At 70.2% G+C, this 13,193-nt stretch carries 15 protein-coding genes; 8 read left to right on the top strand and 7 right to left on the bottom strand.

Features of this window, described 5'->3' with window-relative positions; all coding sequences use genetic code 11:
• Nucleotides 1-95: 95 nt before the first annotated feature.
• Entirely contained in the window at nt 96-413 is a 318-nt protein-coding gene (locus tag ACVNF4_RS23300) for a hypothetical protein (protein ID WP_461804816.1), read from the bottom strand.
• 198 nt (nt 414-611) lie between these two features.
• Here ACVNF4_RS23300 and ACVNF4_RS23295 point away from each other — a divergent pair, with 198 nt between their 5' ends.
• Entirely contained in the window at nt 612-1,319 is a 708-nt protein-coding gene (locus tag ACVNF4_RS23295) for a hypothetical protein (RefSeq protein ID WP_461804815.1), read from the top strand.
• A gap of 87 nt (nt 1,320-1,406) precedes the next feature.
• Here ACVNF4_RS23295 and ACVNF4_RS23290 read toward each other — a convergent pair whose 3' ends face one another.
• The 3 genes from ACVNF4_RS23290 to ACVNF4_RS23280 all read right to left on the bottom strand — a co-directional run bounded on the left by ACVNF4_RS23290 (nt 1,407) and on the right by ACVNF4_RS23280 (nt 2,800).
• Nucleotides 1,407-1,676 carry a TM2 domain-containing protein gene (locus tag ACVNF4_RS23290; RefSeq protein ID WP_461804814.1) on the bottom strand — a complete coding sequence of 90 codons (270 nt, stop codon included), beginning with the start codon at nt 1,674-1,676 and terminating at the stop codon, nt 1,407-1,409.
• 238 nt (nt 1,677-1,914) lie between these two features.
• Nucleotides 1,915-2,340: a DUF2752 domain-containing protein gene (locus tag ACVNF4_RS23285; protein WP_461804813.1), complete on the bottom strand. Its 426-nt coding sequence runs from the start codon at nt 2,338-2,340 to the stop codon at nt 1,915-1,917.
• The gene (locus ACVNF4_RS23280) at nt 2,333-2,800 is read right to left on the bottom strand and encodes a TM2 domain-containing protein (RefSeq protein ID WP_461804812.1); all 468 of its coding nucleotides are present in this window, start codon (nt 2,798-2,800) and stop codon (nt 2,333-2,335) included. The genes ACVNF4_RS23285 and ACVNF4_RS23280 overlap by 8 nt, the downstream gene beginning before the upstream one ends.
• Nucleotides 2,801-2,928: 128 nt before the next feature.
• Here ACVNF4_RS23280 and ACVNF4_RS23275 point away from each other — a divergent pair, with 128 nt between their 5' ends.
• The 5 genes from ACVNF4_RS23275 (at nt 2,929) to ACVNF4_RS23255 (ending at nt 5,805) form a co-directional block, all read left to right on the top strand.
• Nucleotides 2,929-3,336, top strand: a complete 408-nt coding sequence (locus tag ACVNF4_RS23275) for a VOC family protein (RefSeq protein ID WP_461804811.1) — start codon at nt 2,929-2,931, stop codon at nt 3,334-3,336.
• A gap of 101 nt (nt 3,337-3,437) precedes the next feature.
• Nucleotides 3,438-3,851: a hypothetical protein gene (locus tag ACVNF4_RS23270; protein ID WP_461804810.1), complete on the top strand. Its 414-nt coding sequence runs from the start codon at nt 3,438-3,440 to the stop codon at nt 3,849-3,851.
• The gene (locus ACVNF4_RS23265) at nt 3,848-4,333 is read left to right on the top strand and encodes a thiol-disulfide oxidoreductase DCC family protein (RefSeq protein ID WP_461804809.1); all 486 of its coding nucleotides are present in this window, start codon (nt 3,848-3,850) and stop codon (nt 4,331-4,333) included. The genes ACVNF4_RS23270 and ACVNF4_RS23265 overlap by 4 nt, the downstream gene beginning before the upstream one ends.
• A 10-nt stretch (nt 4,334-4,343) precedes the next feature.
• A complete protein-coding gene (locus ACVNF4_RS23260; protein ID WP_461804808.1) occupies nt 4,344-5,081 on the top strand; it encodes a TetR family transcriptional regulator in 738 nt (245 codons plus the stop codon).
• An 88-nt stretch (nt 5,082-5,169) separates the two neighbouring features.
• Complete coding sequence (locus ACVNF4_RS23255; protein ID WP_461804807.1) at nt 5,170-5,805, top strand: Uma2 family endonuclease; 636 nt, start codon at nt 5,170-5,172, stop codon at nt 5,803-5,805.
• On the opposite strand, the gene ACVNF4_RS23250 is transcribed toward ACVNF4_RS23255, so the two are convergent.
• The gene (locus ACVNF4_RS23250; RefSeq protein ID WP_461804817.1) at nt 5,802-8,207 is read right to left on the bottom strand and encodes an MMPL family transporter; all 2,406 of its coding nucleotides are present in this window, start codon (nt 8,205-8,207) and stop codon (nt 5,802-5,804) included. The two genes, ACVNF4_RS23255 and ACVNF4_RS23250, sit on opposite strands and share 4 nt — an antisense overlap.
• Before the next feature lie 174 nt (nt 8,208-8,381).
• Here ACVNF4_RS23250 and ACVNF4_RS23245 point away from each other — a divergent pair, with 174 nt between their 5' ends.
• Together ACVNF4_RS23245 and ACVNF4_RS23240 are read left to right on the top strand one after the other, a co-directional pair.
• Nucleotides 8,382-9,071, top strand: coding sequence for a response regulator transcription factor (locus ACVNF4_RS23245; protein ID WP_461804806.1), 690 nt, complete (start codon nt 8,382-8,384; stop codon nt 9,069-9,071).
• A complete protein-coding gene (locus ACVNF4_RS23240) occupies nt 9,071-10,510 on the top strand; it encodes a sensor histidine kinase (RefSeq protein ID WP_461804805.1) in 1,440 nt (479 codons plus the stop codon). The genes ACVNF4_RS23245 and ACVNF4_RS23240 overlap by 1 nt, the downstream gene beginning before the upstream one ends.
• A gap of 70 nt (nt 10,511-10,580) precedes the next feature.
• On the opposite strand, the gene ACVNF4_RS23235 is transcribed toward ACVNF4_RS23240, so the two are convergent.
• Together ACVNF4_RS23235 and ACVNF4_RS23230 are read right to left on the bottom strand one after the other, a co-directional pair.
• Entirely contained in the window at nt 10,581-12,131 is a 1,551-nt protein-coding gene (locus ACVNF4_RS23235) for an ABC transporter substrate-binding protein (RefSeq protein WP_461804804.1), read from the bottom strand.
• A gap of 198 nt (nt 12,132-12,329) precedes the next feature.
• The coding region (locus tag ACVNF4_RS23230) for a metallophosphoesterase (protein ID WP_461804803.1) at nt 12,330-13,193 on the bottom strand (864 nt) is incomplete at its 5' end.

The raw sequence follows: 13,193 nt of genomic DNA, 5'->3' as shown, positions 1-13,193 counted from the left end.
CAGGTGCAGCGGTTCACCCGGTTCGCGACCTCCGACCAGGCCGAACAGCTCGGCGGCATCGAGCACAACGAGGCCCAGGCCGCCATCGACCAGCACTACGCCACCCGGCGCGCGTTGGGACCGGCGCCGGCGCGGGACCGGGCACGGCCGAGGAGCCCCTGCCTACGGCGCCGCTGCACTTCCACCAGCACACCGGCCAGGCCCGAGGTGGCAGGCCACCGGTCCCAGTACCCTTCCAGCACGCGCACCGCCCGCACCTGGAACGGATGCAGCAGGATGCCGAGTACGACGGAGCCTGAGCCGATGAGCAACAGGGCGCCGACAAAACTGCTTCCCTCCGTCGGGAAAGCCGCGTTCCAGTCACTGCGGCCCGAGAAACTCCCGCTGCGTACGAGAGCGAAAAGACAGGTCACAAAGAGCGCACACGGTACGAAGTGCACCGCCAAGACCCGTCGCACGAAACCGCCCCCGACGCATACGTCCCACCTGTCACCCGACGACTCACCAGTATGGCTTCCGGACGGAGCTGACGAGGTGACGTTGGATGCGGGCTCCTGTGCGTTCGACAACTCACCTTGATCTGCTTGAGAGTTCAAGCCAGACTCTGGCGCATGGCAATCCTGAGAAAAGCGGCGACGGCCGGACTGGCCCTCGTGGCCGCGCTCTTCGCGATACCCCCCACTGCCTCTGCTTCCCCCGCGTGGACGACGGAGACGTCTCCCGGGAGCACGATCACGGTGGTGCCCAGCACGAGTGGGTACCCCGGCAAGGAACTTCTCTTTCACACCGAGGGGAACGGCAAGGCGTTCGTCGTACTGCCTCTCGACTCGCTTGCGGGGAACAGTCTCTGGGCCCGGGTGCGGGTGAAGGTGGGGGCGTTTCCGACGGCGCCGGACTGGGCGCACTGGACGCTCGCGGAGGCGTCCGGGGGTGATTCACCCACGCTGGTGCGGCCGTTGGGCGGGCAGTACGCGCCGACGGACAAGGGGAACTTCTGGGGGGTGGGGTCGGACCTGGGCCCGACCGGCGACTGGACGAACTGGCGGACCTCGGCGCCGGCCGTCGCGGGCGCTTGGCAGTGCCTGGAGTTCCATCTGGACGCGTCCGACAACAAGGTGACGGTGTATTTCGACGGGGTGGAGAACCCCGACCTGACCGTGTCGACGAAGAGCCACGGCGGGACGTCGGACGACTTCACGTTCCCGACGTTCGACAAGCTGAAGCTCGGGTGGCAGCTGTATCAGGGGAACCCGTCACCGTCGTCGTACGACGTGCGGATGTCCGGCATCGCGGTGGGCCCGCAGCGGGCCGGCTGCTGACCCCATGACCCCCTGATACCCGTAGACCCCGTGGGGTCCGCCCCTGGGAAATGCTCAGGGGCGGACCCTGTGGACCCCGCGGGGGGATCAGCCGCGCAGGACGCGGCCCTGCTTGTCCGTGCGGTCGTTGCTGACGAGGAAGATGATGCCGTCGATCAGCGCCCAGATGCCGAGGCCGCCGCAGGTCAGGAGCTGGGCGATGGCCATGCCGACGTGACCGGTGTAGAAGCGGCCGATGCCGAGGCCGCCCAGGAAGATCTGGAGGAGGCCCGCGACGAGCTTCGACTTGTCGGAGTACGGGCGACCCTGCGGGTCGTAGCCGTAGGGGGCCTCGGCGTTGGGGACGGGGACGCTCATAGAACTGATCTCCTGAAGAGGCTGCGGGATGCGAGAACACCGGAGAGCGTGCACACCTGTCAGCGCATGACGCGGCCGTCCCCCCGTGTGGACGCTGAGCGTAGGCAGCCGACGCGGTCTGTCGAAACCGCAGTCGAACTATCGTTCTCGTTCCGTGACGAACTCTTGCGCCAACTTCCGAACGTTTCCGGCCAGTTCGAAAGTCGCGATCAACCCGGAAGGGTCACGAGGAGTCGCCTCAGCGAAGGTTGCGGACGACGGCCCAGGCCACGGCGCAGCTCAGGATCAACAGCTGTGCGCGACCGCTGAGTTCGGGCCGCCAGCGGCGTCGGTGGCGCAGCCCCTCCCACATCCAGCGGCCGAGCAGCGTGAGGGCGAAGGGGGCCGCGAGGAGGAGGGCGCGGTTGTCGAGCCAGGCCGCGTCCCAGTGGCCGTGCATCAGGTCGTACACCATGCGGGTGCCGCCGCAGGCGGGGCAGAGGAGGCCGGTGGCGAGCCGGAAGGGGCACTGGGGCAGGAGGTGCCCCGGCTGGTGGGGGTCGGTGCCGTAGAGGTACACCGATCCCGCGGCACCGGCGACGAGCACCGCGAGGGGTGCGGTCGCCGGGTGCCGGAGGAGGGTCCGGGAGGGGGTGGGCTGCGGCGCGGGCGCCGTCTCAGCCACGGAGCACCCGGCCCTGCCCGTCCGTCGTGCTGTCGCTGGTCAGCAGGATGATGGAGTCGATCAGCGCCCAGATGCCGAAGCCGCCGCAGGTGAAGAGCTGGGCGAGACCGAGGCCGACGTGCCCGATGTAGAACCGGCCGACGCCGAGGCTGCCCAGGAAGAACTGGAGGATGCCCGCGACGATCTTCGACTTGTCGGAGTACGGGCGCCCGTAGGGGTCGTACCCGTAGGGGGCGTACGGGTCTCCGGTGTACGTGCCGGGCGGCGGGGCGTAGCCCCAGCCCTGCGGGGGCGGGGGCGGGGGGTAGCCCTGGCCGGGAGGGGGAGGCGGCGGATACCCGGGGCCCGGGGCCTGGCCCGGCTGCTGATACCCGTACCCCTGCTGGGGCTGCCCGTAGGGGTTGCTGCCGGGGTAGCCGTACCCGGGCGGCTGGTAGGGCTGCTGCGGCTGTTCCGACACGGTGGTACTCCCCCGGGGTCCGACGATCTGATGTACGCCATCTTGCCCGACATCGACGCACCACATCACCCGGTCCGGCGGGACCGGCAATCACCCGATTCACTACACCTCACACCTATTGTGACGGTATGCCTGATGACGAGTCGTACGAGCTGCTCGGGTTCGACAACGTGCTGCTGCCGGTCGGGGATCTCGCCGAGGCGGTGCGGTTCTACGAGCGCGCCGGGTTCGCGGTGGGGTTCCGGTTCGACGAGGGCGGGATCGCGCTGCTGAAAGTGGGGCGCGAGACGCCGGGGATCCTGCTGCGACAGGAGGAGGCGCTCGGCCACCGTCCACCGCCGTGGGGCTGCACGCGCGTGTGGCTGGAGGTGCCGGACGCGCGGGCGACGGCGCGGAGACTGACGACGGCGGGGCTCGCGCCGCTGGACGAACCGGCGTCCGTGTCGACCGGCTGGACCGTCGAACTCGCCGACCCCTGGGGGAACGTCGTCGGGTTCACGGACTACACGAAGCGACCGGAGCTGGCACGCCGCTGAGCGAACGCCCTCTCCCCCGCCCCCGCCTTGAACGCGTTCAAAAACAGGTCTACAGTCATCCACGACAGCGTTTTGAACGCGTTCAAGAAAGTGGTGGGGACATGGATCGCACCGTCATCTCGTACGTCGTCTACCTGGTCGTCAGCATCGCGCTGACCGTCTGGGTCGCCCGAACCCTCAGCCGCAACGGCCGGCTGTTCCTCGCGGACGTGCTGCACGGCGACGAGAGGCTGGCCGACGCGGTGAACCACCTCCTGGTGGTCGGCTTCTACCTCGTCAACCTCGGCTTCGTCGCCCTCTACCTGAGCGGCGACCAGCCCCTGGCGAACACCCGGGACATCTTCGAGGCCCTCTCGACGAAGCTCGGCGTCGTCCTGCTGGTGCTCGGCGCGATGCACCTGGGGAACGTGTACATCCTGAGCCGCATCCGGCGCCGGGGGGTGCTGGAGCGGGAGCAGGTGCCGCCGGTGGCGCCGCGCGGGTGGGTCGCGCCGACGAAGCCGGCGCGGGCGTGAACGCCGAGGCAGTCGCCGACGACCGGGACGCCGCGTACGTCCCGGTCCGCCGGCTGACCGTCCTGTACGACGCCGGGTGCGGACTCTGCGAGCACCTCAGCGGATGGCTCGCCCGCCAGTCCCAACTGGTCCCCCTCGACCTCGTCCCGGCCGGCTCCGACGCCGCGCGGGACCTCTTCCCCGACCTCGACCACGCCGCGACCCTCGCCGAGATCACCGTCGTCGGGGACGGCGGCCAGATCTACCGGGACACCGCCGCCTGGATCGTCGTCCTGTGGGCGCTGCGGGAGCACCGGCCGCTCGCGTACCGGCTGAGCACGCCGTCCGGACAACGGCTGGCGCGCGGGGCGGTGCTGACGGCGGCGAAACTCCGCGAGGCCGGGTGGGGCGGCGGTGCGTACGAGCGGGGGGACGGGTGGATCTACGACCCCTACGAGGGGTGGACGTACGCCTGTTACGGCGACTCCTGCACCACTGGTTAGGCTCGCGACCGTGTCCGCGAACAACGAAGGCCCCGCCGCAGCCCCGAGCAAGTCCGAGCAGACCCGTGCGCTGATCCTGGAGACCGCGATGCGGCTGTTCCAGGAGCGGGGGTACGACAAGACGACGATGCGGGCCATCGCCCAGGAGGCGGGGGTCTCCGTGGGCAACGCGTACTACTACTTCGCCGGCAAGGAACACCTCATCCAGGGGTTCTACGACCGGCTCGCCGCCGAGCACCGGGCCGCCGTCCGCCCGCTGCTCGCCCGCGAGACCGACTTCGAGGCGCGGCTCGCCGGGGTCCTGCGCCTCTGGCTCGACCTCGCCACGCCGTACCACGAATTCGCCGTCCAGTTCTTCAAGAACGCCGCCGATCCCGACAGCCCGCTCAGCCCCTTCTCCCCCGAGTCGGAGCACGCGCGCGAGGAGGCGATCTCGGTGCACAGGGAGATCCTCTCCGGCGCCGCGAAGACCAAGGTCGCCGACGACCTCAAGGACGTCCTCCCCGAGCTGATGTGGCTCTCCCAGATGGGCCTCGTCCTCTACTGGATCTTCGACCGCACAGAGGGCCGCGAACGCAGCTACCGCCTCGCGGAGAGGGGTGCCCGTCTCACCGCGCGAGGCGTGGCGCTGTCCCGGTTCCGGGTGCTGCGGCCTCTGGTGCGTGAGGTGCATGAGCTGTTCACGGACTTCTTGCCGGGGATGACGCGGCTGATGCCGGATCCGGGGACAAAAGGAGGCGATAAATGATCATTTCTGATCAAGAAGCTCAATCGGGCATCAGAGCTGCCGTCTGTCTACGATGATGCCCTCGACACCAGCCCATGGGAGGCACGTGATGTCCGCAGCATCCGTCGAGCGGCCTTTCGACGACGACCCGTTCTTCTCAACCGTCGCCGAGAAGCCGTTCTCCCTCGCAACCATCGCCGACGAGATCATGGAACGCCATCCGGGCTATCGCGTCGAGATCATCGGAGGCCATCTCCTCGTGACCCCTTCACCGGATGCCGCGCACGCCATCGTTCTCACCGAAATCATGCTTCCTTTCCTCTCGGCGGGACTGCACGGTGCGGAAAGCAAGGTCGCTCAGGGCATCAGTCTCTGGCTTCCCGAAGGCGAGGACTACGCTGTCCCGGACCTCGTGATCGTGGACGCCGACGTCGACGACCACCTCATCGAGAAGACCGCTTACGACCCGGTCTGCTTCCGTCTCGTCCTGGAGGTCACCTCCGGAAACTGGAAGAACGACTTGAAGACCAAAGTCGGTGCCTACGCTGCGGCGAAGGTGCCGGTGTACGTCATCGTCGACCGCAAGCACCAGCGGCTCCACGTCCTCACCGATCCTGCCGAGGGCGAGTACGGCAACCACCGCGTACACGCCCCCGGCGAGACCGTCACGCTGCCCGACTCGATCGGCGCCGAAGTGACTCTCGACGTGGCCCAGATCATCAAGTACGGGCAGCCGAAGAACTAACCGACCACATCCACCTCCCCCTCCCGCAGCTCCACGTCCTGCACCACAGGCCCCTCCCCCACGCTGACCCGCCGAGCCGACGACCCGTGAGCCGGCGCCGTCACCGCCAGCAGATACGTCCCCGGTGTCGGGACGGACAGGATGTACGACCCGTCGGCCAGGGTGTTGACGCGGTCCAGCTGCCGCCCGCCTCCGTGCGAGAGCAACGTCACCGCGGCCCCGCTCACCGGCTCCCCCTCGGGGTCACGGACGAACCCGTGGACGGCGGAGGAAGGGCCCCCGGCGTCGGGAACCACGGGCTCCTCCGCGGGCTCCACCGCGAGGTGGGGCAGCCGCTTGTCCAGCCACGCCGGAAGCCACCAGTTGGAGTTGCCCAGGAGGTGCATGGCGGCGGGGACGAGCGCGGTGCGGAGCACGAACGCGTCGAGGGCGACCGCGACGGCAAGGCCGACCCCCGCTGTCGCCGCCCCGGAGTTCCCGCTGAGGACGAACGCGACGAACACGCACACCATGATGAGCGCGGCGGAGTTGATGACGCGGCTGGTCTCGGCGAGGCCGACCCGCACCGCGCGGGCGTTGTCGCGGGAGTGGACCCACTCCTCGTGCATGCGGCTCACCAGGAAGACCTGGTAGTCCATGGAGAGGCCGAAGAGCAGGGACAGCATGATGACGGGGAGGAAGGCGTTGATGGGCCCCTCCTTGCCGAGCCCCAGCAGCTCAAGTCCCCAGCCCCACTGGAAGATCGCGACGAGGACGCCGAAGGAGGCGGCCGCGGCGACGAGGTTCATCAGCGCGGCCGTGAGCGGCACGACGAGCGACCGGAAGGCGACGAGGAGCAGCAGGAACCCGAGCCCGATGATCGTCGCGACGAAGAGCGGCAGCCGGTCACCGGTGACGGTCGCGAAGTCCTTGGAGACGGCGGTGACCCCACCGACGTGCGCCTGGACCCCCGCCTGCGGGATCACCCGGTCGCGCAGGGTGTCGATGAGCTGGTCGGTCTCCTGGGACTGCGGCGAGGTCGCGGGAACGACCTGGACGACGGTGACACCGCCCGCCGGCGGCAGCGCGAACACCCGGGCTACCCCCTCGGTCGCCTCGATCCCCCGGACCAGCGCGCCCGTGTCCCCCTTGTCGGCGACGACTTGGAGCGGCCCGTTGAACCCGGGCCCGAAGCCCTCCGCGAGGAGGTCGTACGCCTGCCGGGTCGTCGTCTTGGTGTCGTCGTTGCCCTGGTCGGTCGCGCCGAGCCGCAGGGACAGCACGGGCAGCGCGAGGACGACCATGACGGCGAGCGCGAGCGCGGCGATCGACTTGGGGTTGCGCTGGACGGCGACGGACCAGCGGGCGGCGGGCCCGCTCGCCTTCTCCGGCTCGGGCCCCCGCGCCGCGAGCCGCCGCCGCTGCTTACGGCTCAGCACCCGCTGCCCGAGGAACCCGAGCAGCGCGGGCAGCAGCGTCGTCGCGGCGAGGACGCTGAGGACGACCGTCAGGGACGTGCCGACGACGACGCCGTCGAGGAAGCGCAGGTTGGTGACGAGCATCCCGGCGAGCGCGATGCACACCGTGCCGCCCGCGAACAGGACCGCGCGCCCGGAGGTGTTGAGGGCGGTGACGGCCGCTTCCTCAGGGTCGACGCCGCGCAGGATGCCCTTGCGGTGCCGGGTGACGATGAACAGGGCGTAGTCGATGCCGACGCCGAGGCCGATCAGGGAGGCGAGCAGCGGGGCGAGGTCGGGGATGTCGGTGGCGTGGCTGAGGAGCTGTGTGCCGAACAGGCCCATGCCGACGCCGAAGACCGCGATGGCGATCGGCAGGAGCATCGCGAAGAACGAGCCGAACGCGAGGAACAGCACGATGGCCGCCGCGGCGAGCCCGACCATCTCCGCGAGGCCCGTGGGCGGCTCCTGGACGCGCTGGACGGCCTGGCCCCCGAGCGCAACCTGGAGACCGGACCGTTCGGCGCTCTGAGCGGCGTCCACGACGTTCTGGATCAGCTTCTTGGGCACCGCGTTGGCCTGCTGCGTGAACGTCACCTGCGCGTAGGCGATCGTCCCGTCCTTGCTGATCTGCGCCGCTGCGGCGGGGCCCGCGTACGGTCCGGCGACGTCACCGACGCCGTCCATCGCGGCGATCTTCTTCAGCGCGGGTTCGATCCGCGCGCGTACGGCGTCGTCGCGGACCGTGCCGCCGTCCACCTTCCACACGACCGTGTCGGTGTCGCCCGCGCGCGCGGGGAACGCCTTCTCCATCAGGTCGTACGCCTTCTTGGAGTCCGTGTCCGGGAGCGAGAAGACGTTCGCGTAGTTCGTTCCGGCGGCCGACGCCGTGAACCCCATGCCGAACAGTGCCCCCACCCACAGCAACAGGACCACCAGCCGGTGCCGGTAGCACCAGCGTGCCAATGCCGTCACGCTTCAACTCCTCTTCGTCCTCGGACAGTCAGGTCGGTCCCCCAGGTCCCGAGTGACAGCATCGACAGGAGCAGGCGCGGCTGGACATCGACTGGGCACTACTCTCAAGGAACTCCAAAGACAAACCCCCCGCGGCGACTTCGGGGGGCACGGATACTGGGGGGTATGACAACGGCTCCCGGCACCGTGCTGGTCGTCGAGGACGAGCCGAGCATCGCCGACGTCCTCGCGATCGCCCTGCGCTTCCACGGCTTCGAGGTGATGGTCGCGGGCACGGTCCGTGAGGCCCTCGCGCTCGCCGGCCGCACCCGGCCCGACGCGGCGCTCCTCGACGTGATGCTCCCGGACGGCGACGGCCGTGCGCTGGGCCGTGAACTGCGCGCCCGGCGGCCCGACCTGGCGATCGTGTTCCTCACCGCGCGGGACTCCCCCGCCGAGGTCGTCGGCGCGCTCGGGTTCGGCGACGACTACATCACCAAGCCGTTCGACATCGACGTCGTCGTCGCCCGGATCGGCGCGGTGCTGCGGCGCACGCGCGCGGCGGACGTCCTGCCGCAGCGCCCGCCGCTGCGCTACGGGGACCTGGAGCTCGACGAGACGACGTACACCGTGCGCCGCGCGGGGCGCACGGTGGAGCTGACACCGACGGAGTACGCGCTGCTGCGGTTCCTGGTGCGCAACGGCGGCCGGATCGTGCCCAAGGAGCAACTCCTGCGGCACGTCTGGCAGTACGAGCACACGCCGCCGGAGTCGACCGTCGTCGAGACGTACATCAGCTATCTGCGGCGCAAGCTGTCCGCCCTGGGGCCGCCGGTGATCACCACGCGGCGCGGGGTCGGGTACGGGCTGGCCTGATGGGTCTCCCGCGCGCGTGGACGACGCACTCCCTGCGGGTGAAGCTGACGCTGGCGAACGTCGCGCTGCTCGCCCTCGGGATCACGGCGGCGACCGCCGTCAGCCTGATGGTGATGCGGCACTACCTGATCGGGCAGATCGACTCGGGGCTGACCAAGACCCGTGCCTCGCTGGAGAGTTCGCAGATCACCCTGCGGGACATGGACTCGCTGACCCTCCTGGCGTTCATCCGTGACCAGATGCTGCCCGGACGGGCTCAGGAGCCGTCGACCCCGGACTCGGTGTTCGCCTCCGTCGACGACCGGGGGAACGCGCTGCCGCTGTTCGGGATCGGGCCGACCGATTCGCAGAAGGGGATGGCCGAGGCCGTCGGGCCGCCCGCGCGGCTCATCCGCAGCAGCACACCCCAGGACGTCGAGCTGCACGGCGCTCCCTACCGGGTGACGGCGACGCGCCTGAAGGACGGCACGAACATCGTGATGGCGACCTCCACCGACGGCCTCCACAAGGGCATGGCGAAGGCGCTGCGGGCCGATCTCGCCATCGGGGGCCTGCTGCTCTCGCTCCTCGCGTGTCTGACGCTGTTCAGCGTGCGGCGCCGGATGCGGCCCCTGGAGGACATGGTCGAGACGTCGTCCGCGATCGCCGAGGGGGACCTGACCCGGCGGGTGCCGTCCAGCCGGGAGGCCACGCAGGAGGTCGAGCAGTTGCGGCTGGCCCTCAACTCGATGCTGCACCAGGTCGAGACGGCGTACCGCACCCGCGAGCACAGCGCCGCGCAACTGCGCAGCTTCGTCGCGGACGCCTCGCACGAGCTGCGCACCCCGCTGGCGGCGATCCGCGGCTATCTCCAGCTGTACGACAAGGGGATGCTGCGTGAGGAGGGCGAGCGGCGGCGGGCCTGGGACCGGATGAACGCCGAGGTCGACCGGATGGGGCGGCTGGTGGACGAACTCCTCACGCTGGCCCGCCTCGACCAGCACCCCGAGCTGCGGCTGCGCCAGGTGGACGTCACGCGTCTGGTGCGGGACGCCGCGCAGGATCTGCGGGCCCAGCAGCCGGGGCGCCCGGTGGACGTGGAGGCGTCGGGGACGCTCCTGGTGCACGCCGACGAGTCCGGGCTGCGGCAGATCCTCGGCAACCTCGTCGCCAACGTCCGCACCCACACCCCGGCGGACGTGCCGGTCCGCCTCTCGGTGCGTCGGGAGGACACCGGTGTCGCCCTGCGGATCTCCGACGACGGTCCCGGGCTCGGCGCGGAGAACGCCGCCCGCGTCTTCGACCGGTTCTTCCGCACCGGGAGCGCCGCGGGCAGCGGGCTGGGCCTGGCGATCGTGCAGGGGGTGGTGGAGGCGCACTGCGGGAGTGTCGCGGTGGAGACGGCGCCGGGTGAGGGGATGACGGTGACGGTGGTGCTGCCGGAGAGGCCGCGCCCCTGAGACGCGCGACGGCGCCCGAGGGGGTGTGCCCCTGGGCGCCGTACGGGTGCCGGAACGTTCCGGCAGAGGGTCAGAGCCAGTCGAGGTTCCAGAGCCGGAACACGCCGCTGCCGTCCGCGAGGTACTGGCTGCCGCCGACGTCCTCGGTGGCGACGACGTACTCCTTGCGCTGCCACAGGGGGATGACCGGGGAGTCCTCGGCCACGTCGTCCTGGAGGCGGCGGAAGTCGTCGGCGACGCGGCTGCGGTCGGCGAACTTCTGGCTGTCCTGGATGAGCCCGTCGACGGTCTTGTTGCTGTAACCGGTGTTCATCAGCGAGTTGCTGCCGACGAGAGGGGCGGTGAAGGTGTCGGCGTCCGGATAGTCGGGGACCCAGCCGACGGCGTACGCGTCGAGCTTGCCGCCGACCCACTGCTTCTGGAAGTCGGTCCACTCGTACGCCTTGACGTCCACCTTGAACAGCCCGCCCGCTTCGAGCTGGCGCTTCAGCTCGGCGGTCTCCTGCTCGGCTGCGCCCGTCCTGCCGTAGCCGTAGGTGAAGGTGACGGGCGTGCTGACGCCGGCGGCCTTCAGGAGCGCCTTGGCCTTCGCGACGCTCGTCTTCGGGTAGGCGTCGAAGAACGACGTGGTGTGCCCGGTGATCCCGGCGGGGACCAGCGAGTACAGGGGGTCGACGGTGCCGTGGTACACGGACGTCGCGAGCTGCTGGCGGTCGATCAGCCAGGCGGCGGCGCGGCGCACGCGCGGGTCGTGCAGGGGGGAGTCCGCGCGGGTGTCGAAGTACAGGTTGCGCGTCTCGGACGACTCGGCCTCGGTGACCCGCTGGCTGGTGTCGCTGGCGCTGAGGCCGGCGAGCATCTTCGGCGGCAGCTGCCGGGTGGCGACGGCGACGTCGCGCGCCTTCCAGGCGGCCTGGAGGGCCTCGGGGGTCTTGTAGTACCGCAGCTCGATCGGCCGGCCCGCCTTGAAGGAGCCCTTGTAGTTGCCGTTCGGCTTGAGGTCGGCCCGCTCGTTCTTGGTGTACCCGGCGAGCGTGTACGGGCCGGTGGCGTCGACGTCACCGCCGGTGCGGAGCTTGTCCTCGGGGTACTTCGTGCTGTCGACGATCGAGCCGACGCCGGTCGCCAGCTTGAACGGGAACGTCGCGTCGGCGGATCCGAGGTGGAAGACGACGTTGTCGCCGTCCGTGTCGACGGACTTGAGCGTGGACAGCAGGGACGCCGGGCCCACCGGGGAGTTGATCTTCTTGATCCGGTCGAAGGAGTACTTGACGTCCTTCGGCGTGACCTTGCGCCCGCTCGGGAACTTCAGGTCGCCGCGCAGCTCGCACCGGTACGTCGTCAGCCCGCCGCCCACGAACGAGCAGCTCTTGGCCGCGTCCGGGGAAGGCGTGCCGCTGCCCGGCGCGAACGACAGGAGCGACTGGTAGATGTTGCTGTACAGCGCCCAGGAGCCGGCGTCGTAGGCGCCCGCCGGGTCGAGTGACGTGATCGTGTCCGACGTGCCGACGACGATGGTCTTGCCACCGCTGTCCCCGGACGGCATCAACTGCCACCCGCCCACGCCTACGGCGGCCAGTACGGCGACCGCCGCGATGATCCGCATGCGAACAGATCGCATGGTGATGCCCTGCCTCCCCAGGCCCTCCGAAGGGCCCAGTCCTCACGAAAAAAGGGCCACTCCCCTAAGCGGCCGGCTCACCTAATCACACACGCTTTCCCTCGGGAAGGCTAATCGGATGAGATGAGAGAGAACTTACCCGAAGACAGGCATCCGTCCGTTTTCACAGGTTCTTCACAGGTGTGGGAGGGGGTGTGCTCAGGCCTGACGGGACGCCAGCTCGATGACGGTGACGTCGGACGGCGCACCCACCCGCGTGGGCGGGCCCCAGGCGCCGGCGCCGTTGGACACGTACAACTGGGTGTCGTCGTACCGCTCCAGGCCCGAGACCGTGGGGTTCGCGGCCTCCGCGATGTATCCGCCGGGCCAGAGCTGGCCGCCGTGGGTGTGGCCGGAGAGCTGGAGGTCGACTCCGTGCTTGACGGCGTCGTGGATCTGCACGGGCTGGTGGGCGAGGAGCACGCTCGTGCGCGCGGTGTCCCGGCCGCCGAGCGCCTTCTCGAAGTCCGGCCCCCGCCCCTCGCTCTCCCCCGCGATGTCGTTGACCCCGGCGAGGTCGAACCAAGGCAGTTCGGTGCGCTCGTTCTCCAGGGGGCGCAGGCCCAGGCGGCGGACCTCGTCGATCCACTGCTGGGCGCCGGAGAAGTACTCGTGGTTACCCGTGACGAAGAACTTCCCGTGCCTGGCCCGGAGTTGGGCGAGGGGCGCCGCCGCCGGGCCGAGGTCCTTGACGCTGCCGTCGACCAGGTCCCCCACCACCGCGATCAGGTCGGGCTGCGTGCCGTTGATCGTGTCCACGACCTTCTGCGCGAAACCCCGGCCCAGGACCGGGCTGAGGTGGATGTCGCTCACCACGGCGATCCGGTAACCGTGCGCCCCGCGCGGGAGCTTCGCCAGCGGAACCGTGACGCGTTTCACCCTCGGGCCCCGCAGGACGCCGTACGTGCCGTAGCCGACGGTGCCGACAGCGGCGGTGGCCGCGGCGCCGGCGACAACCCGGGAGACGAAGAGGCGGCGGGTGGGGGTGGCGAGGGGGGTCCGCGCGGCCGGCTCCTGCGGGGG

Source organism: Streptomyces sp. S6, assembly GCF_054880855.1.
The sequence above is the reverse complement of the archived record's forward strand: the minus strand, read 5'-3'. Positions and strand labels throughout refer to the sequence as shown.